Below are 18,432 nucleotides of genomic sequence, written 5' to 3' on the forward strand. Positions count from 1 at the left end.
GAACCATGAAGGCGATTCGCGTCCATGCATACGGCGATCCGGAAGTTATGGGTCTGGAAACTGTTGCCGAGCCCGAACCTGGGGCCGGGCAGGTATTGGTGCGGGTTTACGCCGTTGGGGTGAATCCGGTGGAGACCTATATCCGGTCCGGCATTTACCCCCAAGGTGCGCCCTTGCCCTATACGCCGGGCACCGATGCCGCGGGCGTGGTGGAGGCAGTGGGCGTCGGGGTGAGCCGGGTGGAATTGGGCGACCGGGTCTATACCTCCCATAGCGAGAGCGGCACGTATGCCGAAAAGGCCCTGTGCCAGGAGTCCCAGGTCCATCCTTTGCCGGAAGGCGTCTCTTTTGAGCAGGGGGCCGGGGTCACGGTGCCCTATGCGGCGGCCTACCGCGCCTTGTTCCAACGGGCTCGGGCCATGGCGGGCGAGGTGGTGCTGGTCCACGGCGCCAGCGGCGGGGTGGGCGTGGCTGCGGTGCAGTTGGGGGCCGCGTTCGGCCTGACCGTCATCGGCACCGCAGGCACCGAGGAGGGCCGGACCCTCACCACGGTGCAGGGAGCCCAGCACGTCCTGGACCATCATGATCCCGACCATTATAAGCAAGCCCTGGCCCTCACCGAGGAGCGCGGCGTCGATATTATCCTGGAGATGCTGGCCAAGGAGAACCTGGGAGATGACCTGAAAATCCTGGCCAACGGCGGCCGCGTGGTGGTCATCGGCACCCGGGGCACGGTAACCATCGACCCCCGGGACACCATCGCCAAAGAGACCAGCATCCTGGGCATGTATATCTGGAACGCGAGTGAAAAAGAGACCGCCAGCATTCACGCCGCACTGGGGGCCGGCCTGGCCAATGGCACTTTGCGACCCATCATCGGCAAAAAACTGCCCCTGTGCGAGGCCGCCCGGGCTCACCACGAAGTCATAGAAGCCAAGGCCTACGGTAAGATCGTGCTGATTCCTTGAAAAGTGGGGGAAGGTCGGGTATTTTCATATTTTCAATAAGTTTGCCCGCCTCCCCTCACCCCCCTTATCTGTCAAGCTCCCGCGGCCGGTTGTTGGTTGTTGACACTGCTTGAGAAGCACTTATCCTTGTTTAAAATACGTAAAAAACTCAGGCCCGTTTAGGGCTTCAAGGCCTCTCAAGGTGCGCGGTTGCGACAGACAACCTTTCAGCTCAAGCCGGTGCCGCCGTTTCGTCTGGATCTGACCGTCTGGGTGCTGCGGCGTCGTTCCCACAATCTGGTGGATCGCTGGGATGGCCAGACTTACCGGCGGGTTCTCGTGGTGCAGGATCAAGCGGTAGAGGTGGCGGTTACCCAAACCGGTCCGGCGGAGTCGCCGCTGCTCTTGGTTAAGGCCGGCCATACCCATTCCCCTAAGGATTTAAGCGCAGTTCTGACTCCCCTCCTGGTCAAGATGCTGGGGTTGAGCGCGGACCTGGCAGACTTTTATCGCCTGGCCGGAGCGGATGCGCTGCTGGGGCCTTTGGTGGCGCGCTTTCGCGGCTTTAAGCCACCCCGGTTTCCTTCGGTCTTTGAAGCCCTGGTCAACGCCATTGCCGGCCAACAGATTAGCCTGACCTTGGCGATTCACCTCCTTAACCGGCTGGCTGGCGCGTATGGGCCGGTCTTTCCGGGAGCAGGGGAACCGCTCCACGCTTTCCCGGGGCCGAGAGATTTGGCCAATCTTACGCCGGAAGCTTTCCGCGCTTTAGGTTTTAGCCATAGCAAGGGGAGAGCCATCATCGAGATAGCCCGGGGCCTGACTGCTGGCAGCCTTGACCTGGAAGACCTGGAGAAGATGGAGGAAGCCGAAGCGGTGACTCGATTGATTGGCCTTAAAGGGGTGGGACGCTGGTCGGCGGAATATGTGCTGCTTAGGGGCTTGGGACACTGGTCCGTTTTTCCCGGGGACGACGTGGGGGCGCGCCGTTATCTTGAGAACTGGCTGCAGCAAGATGAGCCCCTGGACTATGAGGGGGTGCACCGCGTCTTAGCAGGCTTGCAGCCTTACGGTGGGCTCATCTATTTCCACTCTCTCTTGAGCGGCCTGGCCGAGGAAGGGCGCCTCTCCTGAGGGCTCCGGCCCTGGAGATCGCTTGGGAGTCGGGAATTCCTTACCGGGGCTATTCCCAGTTCAGGGTCTGGAGATCGCTTAAGCTGCGGTAATCAGTGAGGTCGTGGTGGATGGGGGTAACGGTGACATAGCCCTGGCCGAGGGCGCCGTAGTCCGTGTCCAAATCGGGCTCCTGGCGTGCATGGATTTCCGCCAGCCAGTAGTAGACATGCCGCCGGGGGTCTACCCGGCGTTCGAAGTGTTCCACCAGAGGGCCGGTGTCCTGGCGGGTAATCCTGACCCCTTTGACCTGGTCCCGGGGCAGGGCCGGTAAGTTGACGTTGAGACAGGTGCCGTTGGTCCAACATGAACAACCCTGGAACTGCGCAAGCAAGTCCCGGGCCAGGCGGGCGCCGGTGGTAAAGTCGGCGTTTATGTCGTAGGAGTTCAAGGAAAAGGCAACCCCCTTCACCCCCAGGATGGAGGCCTCGGTGGCCGCGGACACGGTGCCGGAATAGAGCACGTTGATGCCCACGTTGGGGCCTGCATTAATGCCTGAGACCACCAGTTCCGGGAGCGCCGGGAGCAGCTCCGCTATGGCAATCTTGACGCAGTCGGCGGGAGTGCCGCTCACCGCCCAACCCTCGACGCCGCCGTTGATGGACACCTCTTTCACCCGAAGCGGGGTAATGAGGCTGATGGAGTGCCCGACGGCGCTCTGTTCGCTTTCCGGGGCCACCACCGTCACCTCCCCGAGGTTCTTCAGTTCCCGGTAGAGGGCTGCCAGCCCTGGGGCGTAAATGCCGTCATCGTTGGTTAAAAGTATGTTCAAGGGGTGCTCTCCGGATAGCGGGTTTGGCACAGTCAGGTAAGGCTAAAATCGTAAGTTTGAAAACCCCCCTAAATCCCCCTTTTACAAAGGGGGACTTAAAGGCCTTTCTTCAGGATGGACGTCTGTTCGACGTCGAAAAGTTTTTGCTTTTTTACCCCTCACTCTGACCCTTCAAGGGAAGAGGGATTGCAGGGAGGAGCTTCTGGCGAGAGGAATAAATTATAACTTAAATCTTCTGCTATTGCTTGCCTTTGGGGTTCTCGGCTTGCTCTGGGGCCGGTGCGGTTTTTTTGGCCGTAGCCGTCAAGCGGCCCATTTCGGCCTGCCATTGGCGGAACGGCGCCTGGGGGATCACGGCCGTCACGGCTTTATCCCCCACCTTTGCCACCACCTTGAGATCGGTCTTCCCGGGGGGGCCAATCTCCTCAAGATGCAGGAGGGGTTTGCCCGCCTGATCCAGGAGTTCCACGCTATAGGCCGGGGCGACGGCGGCGGCGGCGGGCTTGGGCAGGAATTTCTTAGCTTCCAGCTTCTGGAAATTCCACAGGGCCATCTCCAGGCGCGCCGCGGGCTGCTTCGTGGCCATCTGGTCCGGTCCGCTAATCTGCCAGGTTTCCTGGTCTTTCTTGGCGGTCCAGGTCTTGCCGGGCGGCCCCCACTTGATCTGATGCACCTGGGGGATGGCTCCGGCCCAGACGCGGTGGTCTTCTAGCGAACTCAGGCCCTTGGCGATATCGACGGGCAGGGCCGCCTCCACCAGCACGATGGGGCCGCCCGCCCCTTTGCGGGCATAGGCCGCCTCGCCAAGCTTGGGGCCTAACGAGAGAGTCTGATTGCCCGCGGGCGTGACTACGGTGATCTCGGTCATCAGAGGGGGAACCAGTCCCAGGGGTTTGAGATTCTTGGGCGGGGGCTCGAGAAAATTTTTGGCCTGGGATAGGTGCAGATCCCGCAGGAGTTTCTCCACGTTATCGCCCCGGACCTTAAAGTCGGGCCGCCCCACCCAGCGCCAGGTCTGGGGACCGGACTTCTCCAGGTTTACCACGGTCTTGCCGGTGACGATCTTCAGGCCCTTGACATCGCCTTTGATGAAGGCCAGCAGGGTTTTGTCCCGTAAGGCCAGAACCTGGCGGTCCAGGGAGTCTTTGCTGCCCTGGGTGACCATGAGCAGGTGGGGGTCCTGGTCGGCGAGGACGTAATAATTCTGGTCGCCCGGGACCTTGGCGCCGATCACCAATTGGTGCGGGTTCCCTTGGGCGGTGAATTTAACCACCAGGGACGGCTTATCCAACCCATAGGGCTTGAGGTCCTTTTCCACCCCTAAATCCCGTTCCTTTTTGAGCCCGGCCAGAGTGGTGAGCATATTGTCCACGATGGTTTGATCGGCCTTGGTGGTTATGGGGGCGGTGAGGAACCACTCTTTGTCCTTTTTGACCAGGCGGACCTCGCCCGCGCCCCGGATCAGGGTCAGGTCGGTGATCTCGGGTTGGGTGAGGTGAAAGACCTTTTTGGCCTGTTCCTCTTGGGTGAGATGTTTTTCCTGCCGCCAATGAAGACCGAAATAGGCGCCGGCCAGGACCAGGAAGATCACCAGATAGGGGAGCAACCGCCGGGGACTCATCGCCTTGCCCTCCGCCGCCGGCGGTAGGCCCAGATGCCGGCCGCCAGTATGATCACCGGGGCCCAGACCAGGCTGGCGAGAAGCAGCCACCAGGCCTGATAACCCCTGAGGGTCAAGAGTTGGGCCTTGCCGGTGGTGCGCACCGTGATCTGCCCCATGGCCTGGGCCAGAAAGTTGGCGGTGTTAAGAAAAAGGTCGCCGTTGCCGAAGAGGTTGAAGAACGAGTTGGCCGCGAAGTCCACATCCCCGAAGACTATCATATAGGTCTTGGACTCGGCTGGCGGTTCCGGCTTTGGAGCCGGGGCCGGCTTCTGGTCTGTGCCGCCGGGCTGAGGCTGATTGGGCTTGGGAGGGGCGGGTTTGATTTCCGCCTGGACCGCTAGGCTAAAAGGCCCTTTCTTATCGGTTACGGCATCAAACGCGGCTCTTTCGGTCTTGATCCATTCCTTCCCCAGCTTTTCGTAACTGGTGGACATGGTGGTGGCCAGGGGTAAAAGGGTGATGTCCTGCCGTTCCTTCAGGAAAAGCGGCCGGGCCATGGGGTAGATAGTGACGATGTTTTTAAAATCCTGGGTGATCTTGGAGGGACCGTACTGAGAGACGATAGGCATGACCGCACTTAAGCCCAGGGATTGGCTTACCTGGTTGACGTCCAGGATGAGGCCGTTATCCAGGTCCACGCCGTAGCCCGCCAGAAAGTCTTTAAGGCCGCCGTCTTCAAAGGCCTCCAGCATGACCAGCAGCCGGCCGCCATGCTCAAGGAACGACTTTAAAGACTGCACCTCGGTGCTCATCAGGGGCTTTTTGGGTCCGGCGATGACGACCACGGCCGCATCCGGGGGGATCGCGCCCCGGGTCAGCAGGTTAAAGGGCTCAACCTCGTAACCTTCGTTGTCCAGGGCCTTTTTCGCCACCTGGAAGCCCCCGGGTTTGGGGTCATTCAGATCCCGCTCGCCGTGGCCCGCGAGGAAATAAACCTTTTTGCGCTCGAGCTTCAAGACCTTGCGCAGGGCGTTAGTGATGGCGTTTTCATCAGGCTGATCAGCCATCTGGTGCCGTCCCTGATAGTCCAGAAGGACATTCCCGGCATAGCGATAGCCCGCCTGTTGGGCCTTGAGGGGGTCTTTCTCCGGGTCCACAAAATGGTAACTGACTTGGGGATTGTTGAAGGCGTAAAGCTGCACGATCTCTTTGGCGGTTTGGCGTTCGCCTGCGCCCTCGGGCAAAAAGACCGTCAGGGTCAGCGGCTTGGTGATGTCCTTCAACAGGGCCTTACTGACCGGGGACAGGGACTGGGTCTGTTCTTTGGTAACGTCCCAACGAAGGGGGTGCCAGTTGGCCAACAGGGAGGCCAAAAGCAGGATGCCCACCACCAGCAGGACCGACAAGGCGGAGCCGGCCCCATACAGCACTTGGCGTTTTTTGAATGGATTACCCCAACTCACGGTTATGCTCTCCAGCGCCGAGATTCCAACTGTCTCTTGGTGAGAAAGAGGAAGAAATAGATGAAACTCAGGCAGTATACCAGGTCACGAGTATCGATGACCCCCCGGGTGAAGTTCTCGTAATGGTCCAAAAGCGACAGGTACTTGACGACCGGCCCCAGGCTGCCGGCGCCCAGTTCCTGGACCCAGCCGATGATCCAGAAAAGGAGGAGCAGGGCAAAGGCCACCACTCCGGCCACGATCTGATTTTCGGTGAGGCTGGAGGCAAACAGTCCCAGCGACAGGCAGGCCCCGCCTAATAGGACCATCCCCAGGTAACCGGCGCCGAGAGCCCCCCAATCCAGCCGGGTAACCAGGCCAAAGACCGCGGCGTAACTGACGGTAACGGCCAGTAAAATAAGGTAAATCAGCAGGGCGGCGCCGAATTTGCCCGAGATCACCGCCCAGTCCGTCAAGGGGTAAGTGAATAAGAGTTCGGCGGTGCCCGAGCGCTTCTCTTCGGCCAAGAGGCGCATGGTGACGAAGGGCACCAGAAACAGCAGGATAATGCCCAGGACCGCAAACAGGGGCCGGAAGACCATCTGCTGGGGATTGAGTTGGGCCGCAATCTGGGGATTGCCGGCCTGCTGGGCCGCCTGGAAGCTGATGATGTTGTAATAGATGATGTTGGTGTAGAAAAAATATCCCGCCAGGAGCAGAAAGAAAAACCCCGTAATATAGAAAATGGGGGTGGCGAAATAGATCGTCAATTCTTTCCGCACCACCGCCAGCCAACCTCTAAGCTGCTTCATGATCTTCTTCCGTGACCAGATTGAGGAACACTTCTTCCAGGGTGAACTCCTGGGTCTTCATCTCCAGGAGGTCCCAGCCTTGGGCCACCACCAGACGGGCCAACTCGGGTCTGAGCTCGTGACTGAGGTCGGCCTCCACCAGGAATTTATGGTCGCCTTGGCTGAGGACCCGGTTCACCCCCGAGATTTTTCGTAAGGCCGCTTCCACCTCAACCGGAGGCCCGCCCACTGTCAGCAGCACCCGGGAATCATGGCCCAACTGCCGGGAGAGGTTTTCCGGGCGGTCGCTGGCTACGATCTGGCCCCGGTTGATGATGATCACCCGGTCGCAGAGTTGGCTGACTTCGGGCAGGATGTGGCTGCTGAGCATGACGGTGTGGTCGCCCTCCAGGTTCTTGATCATCTGGCGGATTTCCACGATCTGGGAAGGGTCCAGGCCTATGGTGGGCTCATCCAGGATGAGCACCGGCGGTTGGTTTAAAAGGGCCTGGGCCAGCCCTAAGCGCTGACGAAAGCCCTTGGAAAGCGCCGCGACCAGGGTGTGGCGGACTTCTTCCAGACCGCAGGACGCCACCACCCGGTCAATTTCGCGTTTTTCCTCTTTGGCCGCAACACCTTTGGCCCGGGCGGCAAATCCCAGGAATTGCGTCACCGTGAGGTCGGGATAAATCGAGACGTTCTCGGGCACGTACCCAAGAGAACGCCGGACGGCCAACGATTCGGTGACGCAGTCGAACCCGTTGATCCGGGCCGTGCCCGCGGAGGGGGCCAGAAATCCCGCCAGGATCTTCAAGGTCGTGGTTTTGCCGGCGCCGTTGGGACCCAAAAAACCCACAATCTCACCGGCTGCCACCTGGAAATCGAGGCGGCTGACGGCCAGATGAGGACCGTAATACTTGGTCAGATCCTGAACTTCAATCATGGTTTCCATGTTTAATACCGTTTTCGGTTTCAGTTTTCGGTTAAAAGAAAACGCCGTAGGGCGGGCGTCCTCGCCCGCCGATTGCAGCGACATAGGGCGTCCCGTGGCCGCCATCAATCGGCGTGCACGCCATGTATATTTACGCTATTCCCGGGGCCAGCCACTTTCCCTCGGCCGTTCAACAATCATATCCCCGCCGCCGCTTTAAAGGCCGCCACGGTTTGGGCCAGGCCATCGGATAGGATGGTCTTGGGCTGCCAGCCCAGCTCTTTTTGGGCCAGGGTGCTGTCCAGCACGCTGCGGCGCTGTTCTCCGGGCTTGGCCGGGCCGTGCACCGGTCCCAGGGGAGAGTCCATGATTTCCTGGAGCTTGAGGTAAATGGTGACAATATCGGTTTCTTTGCCGGTGCCGACGTTGAAGGTCCCGGCTTTGGGGTAGTCCAGGGCCAGCAGGTTGGCGGCCACGATATCCCCCACAAAGACGAAGTCCCGGGTCTGCAAACCGTCGCCGTTAATCCGGGGCTGCTGCCCGGCCAGCAATTTTTCAATGAAGATGGCCACCACGCCGGCTTCTCCCTGGCCGTTCTGGCGGGGTCCGAAGACATTGGCGTAGCGCAGGCAGATGGGGATAATGCCGTGTTCCGCCTGGTAGAAATGCAGATAATGCTCCACCGCCATCTTGGCGATGCCGTAGGGAGCCTCGGGTTGGGCCCGGTCTTCCTCCCGGGCCGGCAGTGGGGCTGCATTGCCGTACATAGCGCCGCCGGTAGATGCGAAGATGATTCTCTCTACCCGGGCCTGGGCCGCAGCCTGAAAGAGGTTCAAAGACCCCAGGATATTTTCCTGGGCATCTTTAACCGGATCACTCACCGACACCTGGACGCTCATCTGGGCGGCGTGGTGCACGATTACGTGGGGCTTTAAGCGGCGAATGAGGTCGGCGGTTTCCGGGGATTTGATGTCATAAGGATAGAACTGCGCCGCGGCCGGCACATGTTCGGCCTTGCCCGTGCTCAAGTTGTCCACGACCGTTACCTCGTGGCCGGTGGCGACCAGTTGGTCCGCAACGTGGGAGGCGATGAAGCCGGCTCCACCGGTAACCAGAATCCGTTTTGGCGAGTGCATAGGTCTCCCTTCTCAGTCTAATTTTTTATATTAACTAATTTTTCTCCCTAGATGCAATTATTTCGCGGCCTCACCGCAGACGGCAGCCTGAAAAGAATTTAGGTGAACTTTGCATCTTCCCCTGATATTATGCGGTTTAAAGTTTAAGCGATATTAATTGAATCTTTGTGATCATGCTCTTGGAGCAATTGGTATCAAAAGGGATTTGAAAGGAGGGGGGATATGGTTCTGAGGGCCCGGATTGGGGGAGTAATGCTGGGTTTGGTCCTCTTGACAGCGCCGGGGGCGGCCAGTGCCGCTGAGACCAAAGGCGAGACCAAAGCCGCGATCAAAACCGAAACCAAAGCAGCGACCAATGGCGAGACCAAAGCCACGACCAAGGTGCTCACCCTGCAAGAACTTGTCGTCATGGCCTTGAATTACAGTCCGCAAGTCAAGGCTACCAAAAGTGAAGTGACCCTGGCAAAAGAACAAAAGAACGAAGTGCACGGCTACCGTTATCCGCAGTTCGATGCCGTGGCCCTGGGCGGCGTGGTACCCAATGCCCGGCGGGGCCAGGTGCGCCAGGTCGGCGAAAACAAGACCCTGTTCTATCCTGATCCCGCAGGCAAGATCCACGGTATGAACGTGTTCGGCAATCTGACGTTTACGCTCATGCAGCCTCTTTATACCTTCGGCAAAATCGCCTATCGGGAAGAAGCCGCGGGCAAAAACGTTTTGGTCAAAAAAGCCGGGGTCGACCTCAAGAAAGGCGAGGTCATGCTTAATGTGTCCCAGGCGTATTACGGCCTCATCCTGGCTACTCAGGGCAGGGATGCGGTGAATGATGCCCGTACTTATTTGAAGGATACCCGGACGCGGATAACTCGCCTCATGCAGATCAACTCGGCCAACGTCAAGGAAAGCGATCAGTACCGACTGGCCATGTACGAGGGCGGGGTGGAGAAATTTGCAGCCCAGGCGGAGGAAGGGTCTAAGGTGGCTTATCAGGCCTTAAAAGCCCAGATCGGCTACGGGGAAAATCAGGATTTGCAGGTACCCCAGGAACTCCCGGCCCCCACAGCCCCCGCCGATTTGAACCACTACATCCGCACGGCCTTAGAACTGCGGCCGGAATTCACCCAGCTCAAGCATGGTCTGAAGGCCCGGCAGTTGCTGGTGGATGCGGCCAAGGCCGACCGCCTGCCGTCTTTCTTCTTCGCGGTTTTGGGCCAGGTGGCCGGAGCCCCGGGCCGGGATTACAACCCCGACCCTTATACCAACGACTACTTTAACGGCATCGGCGCCTTGCCCGCGGTGGGGGCCCAGTGGCACTTTGATTTCGGCATTCTGAAAGCCAAGGTCGGTGAGGCCAAAGCGGAACTTGATCAGTTGCAGCACACTGAAAAGACCGCGCTCATGGGCATCCCGGTGGAAGTGGCCAAGGATTACGGCAAGGTCCAGGAAAATTATAAAGGTTCTCAAGGGTTGGAGAAGGCTTATATCAACGCCCGGCGCTGGATGGTCACCTCGTTCAGCAACTTTGATATGGGGCTGGGGTCAATGGATGACATCTTCCAGGCCTTCGAGCGCTACGGGTCCTTCCGGGGCGAATACCTCCAATCCCTGTTTGACTACAACATGGCCGTGGTCGAACTGGACAAATCCAGTGGCGCGTATATCAGAAAGTTACCGGCTGAGAGCAAACCCGAGAAAGACATCACTTCGCGCCTGAATGTCAAGCCTGCCAGCGCTCCGGATACCGGCAAGACCAAATAGATTTTCCCTTATATCAGCAACAAAACCAGGGCAGGCCAAAGGGCCTGCCCTTTTGGTGTTCCCAGGGTGCACCACAACTTTGTACAAATCTTATAGTCAATCTAGACAAATATTTTATTATCTTGATAAAAAGAATATTTTATTGTTAGTATCATTTCAAGATATTCCGGAGCAAACTCTCCCGAGATATTACCGTGCGAAGGCGCAATAATATTCAATCAAGTCAAGACATCCCCGCACTAATCTCCGACCCATGCATTACCTGTATAGAGCCCTGACTATTATAATTTCGGTTATCCTTGCCACTTTCTGTGCCGAAATATTTTTAACTTTTAAGAATTACTTTAGGGCTGATTATAATAAATTGAGAATGCAAAAAGCCCAGGAAAGGAGACTCCCCTATGACTGTCGGACAGTTCTTGGGGTGGTTCAAGACCTAAAGAAGGAAGGCGTTCAGGCCTATCCATTTTTCTATCCAAAGGGAGCTTGTCAAACGTTAAGGACAATAGGTCCTTTGGCAGGTATATCACGGCAAATGACGGTTCTCTGCAATGAATGCGGACGCTATACAATTTACGGAGCTGATGAACATGGATTTAATAATCCACCAGGGGTGTGGCCGCGACGAGATATTGATTTAGGGTTAATCGGCGATTCATTCGCTCAAGGGGCTTGCGTCTCACCGGAAAATAATCTTGCCGCACTCATAAGAAGACGGGGAAAAACCGTTCTCAGTTTAGGCTCGGCAGGTATAGGACCTTTAGCGGAGTATGCCATCACGGTCGAGTATGTCAAGGTTGTAAGGCCCAAGACCGTGATGTGGTTGTACTTTGAAGGTAATGATCTTGACGACCTGGAGGAGGAATTAACCATACCGATATTAAATAAATATCTAAAGGATGGTTTTTCTCAGAACCTGATTAACCGGCAGGATGAAATTGATGAAAAATTAATAGATTCTGGAAAATATTATTACAATAGTGCTCAACAGGCATTTATTATTAGACAACTGCAGAGTTTATTTACCTTAGAAAAGATAAGAATAAATTATCATAAGGTAGCCAAACGATATCATGAAAAATATTATATAAAATTAACCGCTACTTTAATTAATCGAGCAAATAATATGGTGTCTTCCTGGGGAGGCAAATTATTCTTTGTATATCTCCCAAGCTACGATAGATACATGAAAAAGGTTAATGATGATAAATTTATGCGACGATCTGAATTAATAGCCCTTATCCTGCAAAATGGTATCCAGGTAATAGATTTTCATGAGACCATGATTAACGATCCAGACCCCTTAAGCTTTTTTCCATTTAGAGTGAATGGACATTATTCAGAAGCAGGCTATAAGAAATTAGCTAATACTATCATAAATCATTGCTACCCAACTCGCCCGTTACATAGCGGCGCCGCAGGTCATTAAAAGTCTCACCTAGGCTCGTTTCTAAAAGTTATTTCTTATTTACCCCTCACCCTGACCCTGTCCGGCAAGGGGAGAGAGGGATAAAGGGAAAGGACTTTGGGTGACAGCATACGGGAATCAATGGGGGGTGGTCCTGATAACAACCACCCAGAGGCGATTGTGATAGAAGCTGATTGGGCGATTGACGCCGTGACAGAAGAGGCTTAAAATAACTTATGCGGTTTGAGTGGGATGAAGAAAAGCGCCTAGGCAATCTGGAAAAGCATGGCGTAGACTTTATCGATGCCCCGCAGCTTTTCTCCAACGAAATGGTGATCGCCCTTGATCGGCGGATTGATTACGGCGAGGCAAGATTTATCGGGTTCGGCGTCCTCAACCGGCGGGTGATGGCCGTGGTCTTTAGTATGCGAAAGCCCAACATCATCCGGATTATTTCTTTGAGGAAGGCTAACCGGAGGGAGCAGAGAAGATATGAACAGTCAGTCGCAGACCGATTGGGAAAGAATTGATGCCCTGAAGGATGATGAGATAGATTATTCCGAAATCCCCGACCTAGGGGAAGATGAAGCCTTTTGGGCTCAGGCTGAGGTCTTGGTGCCTTTGACTATCTGGGTCGATCCGGACGTGCTTGCCTGGTTTAAGGGGAAAGGGAAGGGATATGAGGCGCGCATCAGTGCGGCGCTGCGGGACTACAAGGAGAATCACAGTAAGCGATGATGAGGAAAAAACGGGAGTGGCTTTAGGACCCTTTCCGCTATTAAAGTTCGTCTGACTTAATGGCCCCCTGACCTCAGATTTCCTTTCCGACAATCAGCCGATGAGGAATAACCGGACGTAGAGTACCACGGGCGCGGCGAAGAGCAGACTGTCCAGGCGGTCCAGCATGCCGCCATGGCCGGGCAGGAGCCCCGAGGTGTCCTTAACCTCGGCCTGACGCTTAAGCATGGACTCGAAGAGGTCCCCCAGCAGTCCCACAATGGCCAAAAACAGCGCCAACCCGGCCATGGTCGCCAAGCTCTCCCAGGGCAAGGCCCAATGCGCTACGGCGGCACCGACGATCACCGCCGCAATGGTGCCCCCCACTGCCCCGGCCCAGGTCTTGCCCGGACTGACCGCAGGGTAGAGTTTGGTTTTGCCAAAGGTCCGGCCGCAGTAAAATGCCCCCGTATCCCCGGCCATGATCACCATGAAGAGCCAGAAGATCCACCATTGGCCGTCGTTTAAGTGGCGCAGCCAGATAAAGTGCCCCAGAAGCAAAGGGATATACAGGAGGGCCAGGACGTTGATCATCAAATCCTTGGTGAGTTCGACGATGTGGTCGTAGGTGATGAGATAGAAGAGAAAAAGGACAAAGAGGACGCCCACCAGGACGAAGATGACACCGGTGGGATTGGAGATCTGAGAGGCCCGCTGGGCAGTACAGAAGCTCAGAAGAAGTATCGATCCCAGGATGATGGATTTCAACCGGCGAATGACGTCGGCTTCGACCTGGAACATGCCCAGGAACTCCCACTGGGCCAGGCAATTGACCGCCAGGATCAACAGGATAAAAAAGATATGCCCGCCTTTTAAGAGCACCAACAACAGTATAGGTAAAGCGATCAGGGCGGTTAGCCAGCGGCGTGCGTGCAATAGGCACCCCCTTTAAGGCAGGTTTCAGGTTTCGGGTTCTGGAAAAGGACTTTAGAACCTTGGACTCGAGAAGCCAAAAGTAAACCCTATCGTTTAAGACCCCAGACCCATCAATGCTGCTCCTGGGCCTGGGGCTGGGACTTAAAGCCCCAGTAAAGCAGCAGACCGGCGCACACCAGGAAGAGAACCAGGGCGATGAGCTGGGTCAGGGGCATCCAGCCAAGGTATGTTGGCCCCCGATAATCCAAGGGGCTGCGGAAAAACTCCACCACGAAGCGCACCAGGCCAGCCAGGCAAAGGTAAATCAGGATCACCTGTCCGCTATAGCGTTTCCGGGTTCGGAACCAATAGAGAAACCCGAATACGCCCAAAGCCAGGAAGGCTTCGTAGAGCTGAGACGGATGCAAATGGACCCCCCGGAGTGGACAGAGGGAGGTGGGGTCGGTGAAGACCACTGCCCAGGGCAGATCGGTGGGAGTGCCGAAGCAGCAACCGGCCATAAAGCAGCCGATGCGGCCGAAGAACTGGCCCAGGGGCGCGCCCACGGCCAGGGCATCCAGGGTGGGGCGCCAGGCCCAGCCGCGGTAGCGGATGTAGATAAAGGCCACAACCAGGGCCAAAAACATGCCTCCCTGGAAATCCAGGCCGCCTTCCCAGAGGGCGATGAGCTTTAGAGGATGGCTCAAAAAAGGCCCGGGCTCCAAAATGACGAAGAGCAGGCGGGAGCCCACCAGGGCCGCCACGATGATATAGAAACAGAGGTCGTAAAATTGCCCCTTGGGTATGCCCTGGCGCTGGGCTTCCCGGCCCGCCACGAAGATAGCGGTCAAAAAGGCCACGGCCAGGAAAAAGCCGTAAGTAAAGATTTTTATCGGCCCGAGTTCAAGCAGGATTGGATGCATCAGCGGTTTTCTCTTCTTTGATAATAACCCATACCAAGACGGCGGCTCCTACGCAGACCAGGCTGTCGGCCACATTGAAAGCCGGCCAATGGTAGTGGCCGTAATAGACGTCAACAAAATCCACCACTTCTCCCAGGCGGACCCGGTCAATCAGGTTGCCCAGGGCCCCGGTTAAGACCAGGCTGTATCCCAGGGTCGCGAGCCATTCGCTACCGGGCAGCCGCCATAACATATAACCCAGGATCACTAGGACCAAAGCGGTGGTTGCCACAAAGAACAGCCAGGCGAATTCAGCCGACCAGCCGGACAAGATGCCGAAAGCCGCGCCCTTGTTATGGACGTGCACGAAGTTGAGCAGTCCGGGGATGAGGGCCAGCTTACCTCCCAAAGGCAGCTTCAGGAGGATGAACAGCTTGCTGACCTGATCGAGAACCAAGCCCACCATGAGGACGGGCATGAGAATGGCTAATTTCCGGGACACTTTTTATTCCGCTTATGGTTTTTCGTTAAAATAGATCAAAATTGCAATAAGTTACCGTTTAAGTTTGGTTAATCTTAATGAGGACCTGGTATTAGTCCTCCAGGACCTGCCGGCAGCGGGCGCATATTTGGGGATGTTTGGGGTCTTCGCCAACTCCTGGATAATGGAACCAGCATCGGACGCATTTTTCTCCCGAGGCTTTTTTCACGAGCACCGCTAAACCGGAAATCTCTCCCGAGATGATACCTTCCCCTGAAAGGACTTCGATAGGCTCGACCTTCAATTCAGCCACTTGAGCCAAGGTTTTAAGCTCAGAGATGAGACCCTGCAGTTTCTCAAACCGTTCACCGGTCGCGCCCAAATATATCACAGCTTCCTGTGACGCAGCAATAAGCTTGGTCTTCCGGGCCTCTTCCAGCTTCCGGTTGATTTCGCCCCGGATTTTGAGCAAAAAGTCGTACTTGGCCAGCAAAGCCTCGTCAGGCAAGCCCGGGGGCGGCTCGGGAAAATCGCCCAAGTGGACACTTTCGGGACGGCCGGAGCCGGGAATATATCCCCAAATTTCATCCGCGGTAAACGACAGGATGGGGGACATGGCCAGGGTCAGGCCTTGGAGCAGGTCGAATAACGTGCTCTGGGCGCTCCTGCGCTCCCGTGAATCAGCCTTGGAGACGTAGAGGCGATCTTTCAAGATGTCCAGGTAGATGGCGCTCATTTCCACGGCACAGAATTGGTGCAGACGGTGGAAGGCCTGGTGGAATTCGTAGTCTTCGTAAGCGCGCTTGACCCGGGCCAGCAACTGGGCCAGCCAGGACAGGGCCAGGCGATCCAGTTCCTCCCGCTTATCCGGTTCGAGCCAGTCGCGCTCGGGGTCGAAGTCGGAGAGGTTGCCTAACATGAAGCGGGCGGTGTTGCGGAAGCGCCGGTAAGCATCGGCCAGTTGCTTGAGGATGTCCGGGGAGAGGCGGACGTCATCCCGGTAGTCCTCTGCGGCCACCCACAGGCGCAAGATTTCGGCGCCGTATTTGTCCATCACTTCCTGGGGGGCGATGACGTTCCCCAGGGACTTGGACATCTTGCGGCCGTCGCCGTCCACCACAAAGCCATGGGTCAGCACACCCTTATAAGGGGCGTGGCCCCGGGTGCCGACGCAGGTTAGGAGGCTGGAGTGAAACCAGCCCCGGTGCTGGTCCGAGCCCTCTAAATAGAGGTCGGCGGGCAGGGCCAGAGTCGGGTCGGGTTCCACCACCGCGGCCCAACTTACCCCGGAATCGAACCAAACGTCCAGAATGTCGGTTTCTTTCTTGAAATCGGAGCCGCCGCAGGCGCACGTGGTTCCCGGCGGGAGCAGTGATGCCGCAGAGTCTGCAAACCAAAGATCCGCACCTTCCTCACGTACCCGGGCGATGATGCTCTCTAAAATCTCGGGAGTAAGCAGCACCTTGCCGCAGCCTACGCAGTGAAAGGCCACAATGGGCACGCCCCAGGCCCGCTGGCGGGAGATGCACCAGTCCGGGCGCCGCTCCACCATCTGGTAGATGCGCTCCCGGCCCCAGCGGGGAATCCAGGTGACCCGGTCGATGGCCGCCAGGGCCTTGGACCTCAGGTCATTGGTTTCCATAGAAATGAACCACTGCTCGGTGGCCCTGAAAATGATGGGTTGTTTGCAGCGCCAGCAGTGGGGGTAGCTGTGGGTCAGCTCCTGGGCCGACAGGAGTTTGCCTTTGGCCTTGAGGAGTTCAATGATGCCGGAGTTGGCCTCCCAGACTTTTTGACCGGCAAACTCAGGCACTTCCTGGGTAAATTTGCCGAAGTCGTCCACCGGCGAATAGGGTTCCAGATTATACTTGCGGCCGCTGTCGTAGTCTTCCTGGCCGTGTCCCGGCGCGATGTGCACCAGGCCGGTGCCCGCTTCCAGGGTGACGTAATTGGCCAGGATGACCTGGGAGTCACGTTCCAGCCAGGGATGGCGGCAGAGAGCGCCTTCGAGCTTGCGTCCCTTGACCTTGAAGATTTCCTGCCCCGTGAGTCCCCACAGACTCAACAGGCCCGGGGCCAGGTCGGCGGCCAGCACCAGGACTTCGTCGCCCACATCCATACCCACGTATTCCAGGTTCGGGTGCATCGCGATGGCCAGGTTGGCAGGCAGAGTCCAGGGGGTGGTGGTCCAGATGACCAGGGCGGTTTTTTTGCCGGCCCCTAATTCTGGCATCTGGGGCGGAGGGGTCACAAGAGAAAATTTGACGAAAATAGTCGGGGTGCGGTGGTCTTCATATTCCACCTCGGCTTCGGCCAGGGCGGTGCGGCAGGTGGCGCACCAGTGGATGGGCTTTTTGCTCCGGTGAATGGCGCCGCTGAAGTAGAACTGGCCGTATTCCTCGAGGATTTCCGCCACGTAAGCATCTTTCATGGTGAGGTAGGGGTGATCCCAGTTTCCCAAGACCCCCAGACGCTTGAATTCGGCGCGTTGGATATCGATGAACTGGCCGGCGTAGGCCCGGCAGCGCTGGCGCACCTCGACCTGGGACAGGCGCAGTTTTTTGGCCTTCAGTTCTTTGTCCACCTGGTGTTCGATGGGCAGGCCGTGACAATCCCAGCCCGGCACGTAAGGGCTGTCATATCCCGTCATCTGCCGGGATTTGATAATGATATCTTTCAGGATCTTATTTAAGGCATGCCCCAGATGAATGTGGCCGTTGGCATAGGGAGGGCCGTCATGGAGGATAAACTTGGGGCGTCCCAGGCTTTGGGCCCTGATCTTGCCGTAAAGGTCCATCTCGGCCCAGCGCTCAAGGAACAAGGGTTCCCGCCGGGGCAGATCGGCCTTCATGGGAAAATTGGTGCGGGGCAAATTTAACGTCTCTTTATAATCCATGCAACAGCCTCCGAAAGACAATTTTATTATAGTACCATATCCCAGCCTGCCAAGGAATCAATTAGGCAGGGAACCGCTGCTCGAGGGCCTGGAGTTTGCCCCCCTTTCTCACCCCTCACCCTAGCCCTCTAGTCCCTATATGCCGCGGCGCAAGGACCATCACCCTCTCCTCCTTGACCGGAGGGAACGGTTTAGGATAAACTTAAACATGCGGCAAGGGTTAAAGGCTTTTCTGCTTTCGGCGTTCGTGTTTCCCGGGCTGGGGCAACTCTATAACCAGGACCGGCGGAAGGGCGTGCTTCTGGTGCTGGGGGCCAACATCCTTATAGGGGCGGTGCTGCTCGTGGGCATGGTGCTCCTGTCCCAGGAATACCTGTCGGTCTTCTACCCTCGCCCCCTGACCTGGCAGATGTTCCAACTCCTGGTCTTCGATACCATCACCCACCCGTTTTTCTTGATTCCGTTTGTCCTGCTGATGGCCTTGTGGGGTTTTGCCATGGTGGACGCCGCCCGTTGCCCTGGACAGCCCGAGCCGACGGAAAATGAGAAGGTCTAGGAAA

17 protein-coding genes are annotated in these 18,432 nt (G+C 57.1%); 7 read left to right on the plus strand and 10 right to left on the minus strand.

Translation table 11 applies throughout. The features are described from left to right. The first annotated feature begins 5 nt into the window (after positions 1 to 5). A complete protein-coding gene (locus WC600_10625) occupies positions 6 to 968 on the plus strand; it encodes an NADPH:quinone reductase (protein MFA4903184.1) in 963 nt (320 codons plus the stop codon). A 189-nt stretch (positions 969 to 1,157) separates the two neighbouring features. Beyond that, positions 1,158 to 2,081, plus strand: coding sequence for a hypothetical protein (locus WC600_10630; GenBank protein MFA4903185.1), 924 nt, complete (start codon positions 1,158 to 1,160; stop codon positions 2,079 to 2,081). A gap of 49 nt (positions 2,082 to 2,130) precedes the next feature. Here WC600_10630 and surE read toward each other — a convergent pair whose 3' ends face one another. The 6 genes from surE to WC600_10660 form a co-directional block, all read right to left on the minus strand. Beyond that, entirely contained in the window at positions 2,131 to 2,892 is a 762-nt protein-coding gene (gene surE / locus WC600_10635; protein ID MFA4903186.1) for a 5'/3'-nucleotidase SurE, read from the minus strand. Between the two features lie 238 nt (positions 2,893 to 3,130). Further along, positions 3,131 to 4,513, minus strand: coding sequence for a DUF4340 domain-containing protein (locus WC600_10640; GenBank protein MFA4903187.1), 1,383 nt, complete (start codon positions 4,511 to 4,513; stop codon positions 3,131 to 3,133). Then, positions 4,510 to 5,958, minus strand: a complete 1,449-nt coding sequence (locus WC600_10645) for a GldG family protein (protein MFA4903188.1) — start codon at positions 5,956 to 5,958, stop codon at positions 4,510 to 4,512. The genes WC600_10640 and WC600_10645 overlap by 4 nt, the downstream gene beginning before the upstream one ends. A gap of 2 nt (positions 5,959 to 5,960) precedes the next feature. Next, positions 5,961 to 6,749 (minus strand): ABC transporter permease, encoded by a 789-nt coding sequence (locus tag WC600_10650; protein MFA4903189.1) that lies wholly within the window; start codon positions 6,747 to 6,749, stop codon positions 5,961 to 5,963. Continuing rightward, positions 6,736 to 7,764, minus strand: a complete 1,029-nt coding sequence (locus WC600_10655) for an ABC transporter ATP-binding protein (GenBank protein MFA4903190.1) — start codon at positions 7,762 to 7,764, stop codon at positions 6,736 to 6,738. The genes WC600_10650 and WC600_10655 overlap by 14 nt, the downstream gene beginning before the upstream one ends. A gap of 92 nt (positions 7,765 to 7,856) precedes the next feature. Then, positions 7,857 to 8,795, minus strand: a complete 939-nt coding sequence (locus WC600_10660; protein MFA4903191.1) for an NAD-dependent epimerase/dehydratase family protein — start codon at positions 8,793 to 8,795, stop codon at positions 7,857 to 7,859. 222 nt (positions 8,796 to 9,017) lie between these two features. On the opposite strand from WC600_10660, the gene WC600_10665 reads away from it, so the two are divergent. The 4 genes from WC600_10665 (at position 9,018) to WC600_10680 (ending at position 12,699) form a co-directional block, all read left to right on the plus strand. Then, positions 9,018 to 10,553: a TolC family protein gene (locus tag WC600_10665; protein MFA4903192.1), complete on the plus strand. Its 1,536-nt coding sequence runs from the start codon at positions 9,018 to 9,020 to the stop codon at positions 10,551 to 10,553. Positions 10,554 to 10,923: 370 nt separating this feature from the next. Further along, positions 10,924 to 11,982, plus strand: a complete 1,059-nt coding sequence (locus WC600_10670; GenBank protein MFA4903193.1) for a hypothetical protein — start codon at positions 10,924 to 10,926, stop codon at positions 11,980 to 11,982. Between the two features lie 215 nt (positions 11,983 to 12,197). Further along, the gene (locus tag WC600_10675; GenBank protein ID MFA4903194.1) at positions 12,198 to 12,491 is read left to right on the plus strand and encodes a BrnT family toxin; all 294 of its coding nucleotides are present in this window, start codon (positions 12,198 to 12,200) and stop codon (positions 12,489 to 12,491) included. Further along, a complete protein-coding gene (locus tag WC600_10680; protein ID MFA4903195.1) occupies positions 12,454 to 12,699 on the plus strand; it encodes a BrnA antitoxin family protein in 246 nt (81 codons plus the stop codon). The genes WC600_10675 and WC600_10680 overlap by 38 nt, the downstream gene beginning before the upstream one ends. A gap of 93 nt (positions 12,700 to 12,792) precedes the next feature. Here WC600_10680 and WC600_10685 read toward each other — a convergent pair whose 3' ends face one another. The 4 genes from WC600_10685 to ileS form a co-directional block, all read right to left on the minus strand. After that, positions 12,793 to 13,614, minus strand: coding sequence for a phosphatidate cytidylyltransferase (locus tag WC600_10685; protein MFA4903196.1), 822 nt, complete (start codon positions 13,612 to 13,614; stop codon positions 12,793 to 12,795). Positions 13,615 to 13,724: 110 nt separating this feature from the next. After that, positions 13,725 to 14,516: a prolipoprotein diacylglyceryl transferase gene (gene lgt, locus WC600_10690; GenBank protein ID MFA4903197.1), complete on the minus strand. Its 792-nt coding sequence runs from the start codon at positions 14,514 to 14,516 to the stop codon at positions 13,725 to 13,727. Continuing rightward, positions 14,497 to 14,997, minus strand: coding sequence for a signal peptidase II (gene lspA, locus WC600_10695; protein ID MFA4903198.1), 501 nt, complete (start codon positions 14,995 to 14,997; stop codon positions 14,497 to 14,499). The genes lgt and lspA overlap by 20 nt, the downstream gene beginning before the upstream one ends. 91 nt (positions 14,998 to 15,088) lie before the next feature. After that, the gene (gene ileS / locus WC600_10700) at positions 15,089 to 17,872 is read right to left on the minus strand and encodes an isoleucine--tRNA ligase (GenBank protein ID MFA4903199.1); all 2,784 of its coding nucleotides are present in this window, start codon (positions 17,870 to 17,872) and stop codon (positions 15,089 to 15,091) included. 208 nt (positions 17,873 to 18,080) lie between these two features. Here ileS and WC600_10705 point away from each other — a divergent pair, with 208 nt between their 5' ends. After that, positions 18,081 to 18,428, plus strand: coding sequence for a hypothetical protein (locus WC600_10705; protein ID MFA4903200.1), 348 nt, complete (start codon positions 18,081 to 18,083; stop codon positions 18,426 to 18,428). The last annotated feature ends 4 nt before the right edge of the window (positions 18,429 to 18,432 follow it).

It is taken from the genome of Desulfobaccales bacterium (assembly GCA_041648175.1).
GTDB lineage: Bacteria > Desulfobacterota > Desulfobaccia > Desulfobaccales > 0-14-0-80-60-11 > 0-14-0-80-60-11.

Excerpts from the sequence above, each read along its gene's own strand:
- WC600_10650 (MFA4903189.1), bottom strand. The coding sequence starts at position 6,749 with ATGAAGCAGCTTAGAGGTTGGCTGGCGGTGGTGCGGAAAGAATTGACG.
- WC600_10625 (MFA4903184.1), top strand. The coding sequence starts at position 6 with ATGAAGGCGATTCGCGTCCATGCATACGGCGATCCGGAAGTTATGGGT.
- WC600_10670 (MFA4903193.1), top strand. The coding sequence starts at position 10,924 with ATGCAAAAAGCCCAGGAAAGGAGACTCCCCTATGACTGTCGGACAGTT.
- WC600_10640 (MFA4903187.1), bottom strand. The coding sequence starts at position 4,513 with ATGAGTCCCCGGCGGTTGCTCCCCTATCTGGTGATCTTCCTGGTCCTG.
- WC600_10660 (MFA4903191.1), bottom strand. The coding sequence starts at position 8,795 with ATGCACTCGCCAAAACGGATTCTGGTTACCGGTGGAGCCGGCTTCATC.
- WC600_10675 (MFA4903194.1), top strand. The coding sequence starts at position 12,198 with ATGCGGTTTGAGTGGGATGAAGAAAAGCGCCTAGGCAATCTGGAAAAG.
- WC600_10665 (MFA4903192.1), top strand. The coding sequence starts at position 9,018 with ATGGTTCTGAGGGCCCGGATTGGGGGAGTAATGCTGGGTTTGGTCCTC.
- lgt (MFA4903197.1), bottom strand. The coding sequence starts at position 14,516 with ATGCATCCAATCCTGCTTGAACTCGGGCCGATAAAAATCTTTACTTAC.
- WC600_10705 (MFA4903200.1), top strand. The coding sequence starts at position 18,081 with ATGCGGCAAGGGTTAAAGGCTTTTCTGCTTTCGGCGTTCGTGTTTCCC.
- ileS (MFA4903199.1), bottom strand. The coding sequence starts at position 17,872 with ATGGATTATAAAGAGACGTTAAATTTGCCCCGCACCAATTTTCCCATG.
- WC600_10655 (MFA4903190.1), bottom strand. The coding sequence starts at position 7,764 with ATGTCGCTGCAATCGGCGGGCGAGGACGCCCGCCCTACGGCGTTTTCT.
- WC600_10680 (MFA4903195.1), top strand. The coding sequence starts at position 12,454 with ATGAACAGTCAGTCGCAGACCGATTGGGAAAGAATTGATGCCCTGAAG.